General features: G+C 72.0%; 5 protein-coding genes. All 5 read right to left on the bottom strand.

Annotated features, from left to right (window positions below):
- Positions 1 to 412: 412 nt before the first annotated feature.
- Entirely contained in the window at positions 413 to 1,030 is a 618-nt protein-coding gene (locus ACF1BN_RS16385) for a hypothetical protein (protein WP_392332292.1), read from the bottom strand.
- A gap of 99 nt (positions 1,031 to 1,129) precedes the next feature.
- Entirely contained in the window at positions 1,130 to 2,584 is a 1,455-nt protein-coding gene (gene ahcY, locus ACF1BN_RS16380; protein ID WP_392332291.1) for an adenosylhomocysteinase, read from the bottom strand.
- Positions 2,585 to 2,883: 299 nt separating this feature from the next.
- Entirely contained in the window at positions 2,884 to 3,849 is a 966-nt protein-coding gene (locus tag ACF1BN_RS16375; protein WP_392332290.1) for a cation diffusion facilitator family transporter, read from the bottom strand.
- A gap of 72 nt (positions 3,850 to 3,921) precedes the next feature.
- The gene (manA, locus tag ACF1BN_RS16370) at positions 3,922 to 5,073 is read right to left on the bottom strand and encodes a mannose-6-phosphate isomerase, class I (RefSeq protein WP_392332289.1); all 1,152 of its coding nucleotides are present in this window, start codon (positions 5,071 to 5,073) and stop codon (positions 3,922 to 3,924) included.
- Between the two features lie 191 nt (positions 5,074 to 5,264).
- The gene (locus tag ACF1BN_RS16365) at positions 5,265 to 6,413 is read right to left on the bottom strand and encodes an SIS domain-containing protein (protein ID WP_392332288.1); all 1,149 of its coding nucleotides are present in this window, start codon (positions 6,411 to 6,413) and stop codon (positions 5,265 to 5,267) included.
- Positions 6,414 to 6,568: the final 155 nt, after the last annotated feature.

Raw genomic sequence — 6,568 nt, 5'->3', positions numbered from 1 at the left:
TAATCTGGCGTTGATTTTTGGCACGCTGTTGAGTTCTCAAGGTGCGGACGCTTCCTTCGTTCCTGTTTCCAGGCCCTCCGGGCGCTTCCTGCGCTCTCTTCGTTTCCGACTCTATCAGATCTTTCCGATCCGATTTCCTCGGTGCTTTCCGGTCCCGAATTTGTTTTCCTCGGGGCCTTCCGGCGCTTTCCGACTTTATCAGAATCATTTTCGGCTACCTAATCGGCGGCTTTTCTTGATTCCGATGAGAATCGGGAGTGAGTCAGACTCTAGTTGATTACTGCCGAGCTGTCCAGCTCTAGGCAACCATCTGAATCTACCTCCCCGCAGCCACCGTGTCAACGGTTTTTGCGGGCACCGGAGGACAGTACCAGCTCCGCGGGGGCCGACGCACATCGGCGCGGTGGGGTGCTCAGGCGGGGAGGACGGAGGGTGGGGTGTCGAGGTCCTCCAGCTCGATCCCGGGGGCGGCGAGGACCACGTCGCCGGCGATGTGGACGGTGTGGCGCTCCCCCGTGTCGAGGGTGCTGACCTGGTATTCGTCCACGGTGAGGGGGCCGTCGTCGGTCGAGTGGGTCTCGCGTCCGCGCAGGGCCCAGGCCTGGTCGACGGTGAGGGGGGCGAGGACCGGGTCGGTGAAGGCGACGAGCCGGACGCGGGTCTCGGGGGCGCCGGGGTCGAGGCGCAGCAGGCGGGTGAGAGCGATCAGGAACGCCGGGGACGTACCGGTGAAGGCGTGGGCGCGGACGTTTCCCTCCGTGGCGTGGGTGCCGGTGGGGTCGGTGCGGACCCAGGTGACGCCGTCGAGGGCGGCGCCGCGGACCTGCCAGCTGGAGGCGTGGAGTTCCAGGCGGATGGGGCGGCCGAGTTCGTCGACGGCCAGGTCGACGGAGCCGTGGTGGTCGCCGGCGGGGGTGGTGGTCTGGGAGACGTAGCGCCAGCCGGAGGGGCCGGGCGCGCAGTGGAAGTGCTCCTCGCCGAGGGGGGTGTGGTCGTGGGGGTCGTGGAGCGAGTAGCGGCCGCGGGGCATGGGTCCTCGGTGGGGTGGGGCGGGAAAGGGGCAGGCCCCCGGCACCGTGGTGCCGGGGGCCTGACTCGGTGAGCCGGTGGCGCGTGGGCGCCGGGGGCGTCAGTAGCGGTAGTGGTCCGGCTTGTACGGGCCCTCGACCTTGACGCCGATGTAGGCGGCCTGCTCCGGGCGGAGGGTCGTCAGCCGGACGCCGAGCGCGTCCAGGTGGAGGCGGGCGACCTTCTCGTCCAGGTGCTTCGGGAGCGTGTAGACCTCGGTCGGGTACTGCTCCGGCTTGGTGAAGAGCTCGATCTGGGCCAGGGTCTGGTCCGCGAAGGAGTTCGACATCACGAAGGACGGGTGGCCGGTGGCGTTGCCCAGGTTCAGCAGGCGGCCCTCGGAGAGGACGATGACGACCTTGCCGTCCTCGAACGTCCAGGTGTGGACCTGCGGCTTGACCTCGTCCTTGACGATGCCCGGGATCCTGGCCAGGCCGGCCATGTCGATCTCGTTGTCGAAGTGGCCGATGTTGCCGACGATCGCCTGGTGCTTCATGCGGGCGATGTCGGACGCCATGATGATGTCCTTGTTGCCCGTCGTGGTGATGAAGATGTCCGCCGTCTCCACCACGTCGTCCAGCGTCGCCACCTGGTAGCCGTCCATGGCCGCCTGGAGGGCGCAGATCGGATCGATCTCGGTGACGATGACGCGGGCGCCCTGGCCGCGGAGGGACTCCGCGCAGCCCTTGCCGACGTCGCCGTAGCCGCAGACGACGGCGGTCTTGCCGCCGATGAGGACGTCGGTGGCGCGGTTGATGCCGTCGATGAGGGAGTGCCGGCAGCCGTACTTGTTGTCGAACTTCGACTTCGTCACGGCGTCGTTCACGTTGATCGCCGGGAAGAGGAGGGTGCCGTTCTGCATCATCTCGTAGAGACGGTGCACGCCGGTGGTGGTCTCCTCGGTGACGCCGCGGATCTCGGACGCCAGCTGGGTCCACTTCTGGGGGGACTCGGCGAGGGTGCGGTTGAGGACACGGAGGATGTAGCCGTACTCCTCGCTGTCCGCGGTGGCCGGGTCCGGGGCGGAGCCGGCCTTCTCGAACTCGACGCCCTTGTGGACGAGGAGAGTGGCGTCGCCGCCGTCGTCCAGGATCATGTTCGGGCCGCCGGTGGGGGTGTTCGGCCAGGTCAGCGCCTGCTCCGTGCACCACCAGTACTCCTCCAGGGTCTCGCCCTTCCAGGCGAAGACCGGGACGCCCTGCGGGTTCTCCGGGGTGCCGTTCGGGCCGACGGCGATGGCCGCGGCGGCGTGGTCCTGGGTGGAGAAGATGTTGCAGGAGGCCCAGCGGACGTCGGCGCCGAGGGCGACCAGCGTCTCGATGAGGACGGCGGTCTGCACGGTCATGTGGAGGGAGCCGGTGATCCGGGCGCCGGCGAGCGGCTGGGCCTCGGCGTACTCGCGGCGGATCGACATCAGGCCGGGCATCTCGTGCTCGGCGAGGGTGATCTCCTTGCGGCCGAAGGCGGCGAGGGAGAGGTCGGCGACCTTGAAGTCCTGCTGTGCGGCAGTCGTCATGACGGGTGCTGCTCCTCGTGGGATCGAGTGGCGAGGGTCGGTGGTGGCGCCTGACACCGCGGTCGAGGCACCTGCGGGCACACGAATGCCCGGGGTGGTTCGCGGTGCAGTCGTCGGAGGCCCTCTCTCCCTCGGCCGGTCCCCTGGGGGGCCGCCCGACCGCCATCAGCAGCGACGTCTGGCTCGTCTCGAATCTACACCGATCGACGGACCGGCCGCAGGGCGTACGGGCAAGGCCCCCGGGGCGGCGGTGTGCGCTCCGGGGGCCTCGTCAGGGTGTTCGGCGGGTGGTGCGGGGGTCAGTGGCCGGATCCGCCCGGCGTCTTGGCCGGGTTCGCGCCCGCGGCGGCCGCGGTGGCGTCGTAGATGTCGGGCTCCAGGTAGATGACCCGGGCGATCGGGACGGCGGCGCGGATGCGTTCCTCGGCGGCGTTGATGGCGCTCGCGACCTGGGGGGCCGTCTCGTCGGTGGCGACGGCGATCTTGGCGGCGACGAGGAGTTCCTCAGGGCCGAGGTGGAGGGTGCGCATGTGGATGAGGCGGGTGACGGTGTCGCCGTCGACGATCGCGTCCTCGATCTTCTTGACGTCGTCGAGGCCGGCGGCCTCGCCGAGCAGCAGGGACTTGGTCTCCAGGGCGAGGACGATCGCGATGAGGATGAGGAGGACGCCGATGCAGAGGGTGCCGATGCCGTCCCAGACGCCCTCGCCGGTGAGGAGGGCGAGGCCGACGCCGCCGAGGGCGAGGATGAGGCCGACGAGGGCGCCGAGGTCCTCCAGGAGGACGACGGGGAGCTCGGGGGCCTTGGCGCGGCGGACGAACTGGGTCCAGGTCAGGCCGCCGCGGATCGCGTTCGACTCCTTGATCGCGGTGCGGAAGGAGAAGGACTCGGCGATGATCGCGAAGACCAGGACGCCGACCGGCCAGTACCAGGCCTCGATCGGGTGCGGGTCGTGGATCTTCTCGTATCCCTCGTAGATGGCGAACATGCCGCCGACGGAGAAGAGGACGATGGAGACGAGGAAGGCGTAGATGTAGCGCTCGCGGCCGTAGCCGAAGGGGTGCTGGGGGGTTGCCTCGCGCTGGGCCTTCTTGCCTCCGAGCAGGAGGAGGCCCTGGTTGCCGGAGTCGGCGAGGGAGTGGACGCTCTCGGCGAGCATCGAGGACGAGCCACTGAAGAGGAACGCCACGAACTTGGCTACGGCGATCGCGAGGTTGGCGGCGAGTGCCGCCACGATCGCCTTGGTTCCGCCTGACGCGCTCATGGGTCTGCCTGTTCCCTTCGTCGGTGCTCCGGTCCGGTGACCGTGGCCGTGGTACGGCCGGTCATTGTTGCATCAGGCCACGACGGTGGCGCGGAACACGGTGCCCGCTCCGGTGAGTTCGGCGTTCTCGCCGGCGGGGACGAAGACGGATTCGCCCGGGGACAGGGGGATTTCGCCTGCTTTCGGGCGTCCGGCGGTGGCGAGCAGGATCTGCGGGGTGGGGGCGGTGAGGTCGGTGGGGGCGGCGCCCTCGGCGCGTACGAGGCGGGAGAGCCGGAATTCGTCGATGGGGGTCTCGTAGACCTCTTCGCCCGTCGGGGACGCCTCGGGGCGCAGGACGCCGGGCTCGCCGGGCTCGAAGCGGACGATGCGGAGGAGTTCGGGGACGTCGACGTGCTTGGGGGTGAGGCCGCAGCGGAGCACGTTGTCGCTGTTGGCCATGATCTCGACGCCGAGGCCGGAGACGTACGCGTGGGGGACGCCGGCGCCCAGGTAGAGGGCCTCGCCGGGCTGGAGCCGGACGTGGTGGAGGAGCATCGCGGCGATGACGCCGGGGTCGCCGGGGAAGTGGTGGGCGAGGACGGCGTACGGGGTGAGGGGGCCGCCGAGGCGTTCGGCGGCCGCGGCGGCCTCGGTGACGGTGTGCGCCATCTCGACGGGTTCGGCGGTGAGCAGCGCCGTGAGGACCTCGCGGAGGGCGGCGTCCTCGGGGTGGGCGAGGAGGAGGTCCGCGTACGGCTTGAGGGAGTCGACGCCGAGGGCGGCGAGGGTGTCGGCGGCCTCGGCGGGGGGACGGAATCCGCAGAATCCCTCGAAGGGGGTGAGGGCGCAGATCATCTCGGGCTTGTGGTTGGCGTCCTTGTACATGCGGTGGGGGGCGTCCAGCGGGATGCCGGCGGCCTCCTCCGCGGCGTATCCGGCGCGGGCCTGGTCGAGGTCGGGGTGGACCTGGAGGGAGAGCGGGGCGCCGGCGGCGAGGATCTTGAGGAGGAAGGGCAGGCGGGGGCCGAACTTGTCGGTGGCGGCCTGGCCCAGTTCGCGTACGGGGTCGGTGTCGATGACGGTGTCGAGCGGACCGCGGGGGGTGATCGAGGGGGCACCGGGGTGGGCGCCCATCCACATCTCGGCCTGCGGGTCGCCGGTGGGGGCGGTGCCGAGCAGTTCCGGGATGGCCGTCGTGGAGCCCCAGGCGTAGGGGCGGACGGTGTTGACGAGGCGTTCCATGGTGGTGCAGCTCCTCGATGCGGTGCGGTGCGGTGCGGTGTCTGTGGTGGTGCCAGACGACAGATGACAGGGGGTGGGTGACACGCGGGCGTCCGGGAGCGGGCGGGCGGGTGTCCGGGGTCGTACGCACGGGGGCGCGGCGGCCTCGGCGCCGTCCCCGTGTCGTGCTCCGCCGGTGTCGTGCTCCGGGGTCAGGGGGCCATGTGGCCGGAGGTCGCCAGCGAGAGGTAGACGGCGGCGAAGTCGGTGACGGCGAGGAGTTCGGCGAGGGTCTCCAGGGCGTCGCCCTCCTCGGGTTCGAGTTCGCTGATCGCGGTGTCGTGGCCGAGGGCGAGTTCGCGGGCGGCGGGGGCGGCGCTGAGGCCTCCGCCGGGACGGTCGCGGAGGAGGACGACGCGGGCGCGGAGGGCCTGGGTCTCCTCGACGCGGTCGCGGAAGAAGTCGTCGGGGTCGGCCGCGGCGGCGTAGGCGCCGGAGAGCAGGACGCCGTGGGCGGGGAGGGCCTCGGGGAGTTCGGCGGCGAGGGCGGGGAGGCCGGCGAGTTCGGCGAGGACGGCGGCGAAGCGGCGGCCGGCGGGTCCGGCGGCGTCGCCCTCGGTCCAGATCAGCGGCAGCGACTCGGCGAGTTCGGCGGCGAGGGTCTTGGCCGGGTTGGAGTAGGTGGCGATGGCCGGGCCGCAGCGTTCGGCGGTGCGGTCGAGGCGGTCGGCGACCCTTTCCAGGGCCTCGGGCGGGGCTTCGAGGAGGCCGACGCGGTCGAGGAGGGCGAGGAGCGGGGTGAAGAGGGCCCAGAGGGCGCCGGGGCTGGCGGCGAGGTTCTCGCCGTACTCGTCGGGCTCCTCGTGGGGGGCCATGGCGAGCGGGACGAAGAGTCCGCGGGAGCCGCTGACGGCCTCGGAGAGGGGGGAGCCCTCGGGGGCGACGGCGACGACGGTGATGCCGCGGCGGTAGGCCAGGTCGGCGAGGAGGGCGAGGCCGGGTTCGGAGCCGTCGGTGGTGGGCAGCAGGAGCAGGTCCACGGAGCCGGCCCAGCCGGGCAGTGCCCAGCGGAGGGCGCCGGCGGCGGGGGCGACGCCGGTGGGTGCGAGGCGTACGACGGGGGCGGAGGCGCCGGCGAGGGCGCCGATCAGGTCGGCGACGCCGGCGGCGACGGTGCCGGGTCCCGCGACGAGGACGGCGCGGGGGCGGCCCTCGGGGTGGAGGTCGGCGATGCCGGCCTCGGTGGCGTGGCGGGCGGCGGTACGGACTCGGGCGCCGGCTTCGGCGGCGCCGCGGAGGAGGCCGCGGCGGTCGGCCAGGGCGAGGGCGTCCGGTGCGTCGAGCAGGGTCTCGTCCAGCATGTGGCGGGCCTCCTGGGCGGGGCGGTGTGCCGTGCGGCGCGGGTGCGGTGTGCCGTGCGGCGGGCGCGGTGTGCCGTGCGGCGCGGGTGCTGGGGGCGGGCGTCGCCCCGGAGGGTCTGTGCCCGCCCGTTCCGCCTGCCCGCTGACCGGCCTCG

Source organism: Streptomyces sp. NPDC014861 (assembly GCF_043081625.1).
Classification (GTDB): domain Bacteria; phylum Actinomycetota; class Actinomycetes; order Streptomycetales; family Streptomycetaceae; genus Streptomyces.
This window is presented reverse-complemented; position numbering and strand designations above follow the sequence as displayed.

Bases quoted from the DNA above. Each gene is read 5' to 3' on its own strand.
- ACF1BN_RS16385 (WP_392332292.1), bottom strand. From the start codon at position 1,030: ATGCCCCGCGGCCGCTACTCGCTCCACGACCCCCACGACCACACCCCC.
- ahcY (WP_392332291.1), bottom strand. From the start codon at position 2,584: ATGACGACTGCCGCACAGCAGGACTTCAAGGTCGCCGACCTCTCCCTC.
- ACF1BN_RS16375 (WP_392332290.1), bottom strand. From the start codon at position 3,849: ATGAGCGCGTCAGGCGGAACCAAGGCGATCGTGGCGGCACTCGCCGCC.
- manA (WP_392332289.1), bottom strand. From the start codon at position 5,073: ATGGAACGCCTCGTCAACACCGTCCGCCCCTACGCCTGGGGCTCCACG.
- ACF1BN_RS16365 (WP_392332288.1), bottom strand. From the start codon at position 6,413: ATGCTGGACGAGACCCTGCTCGACGCACCGGACGCCCTCGCCCTGGCC.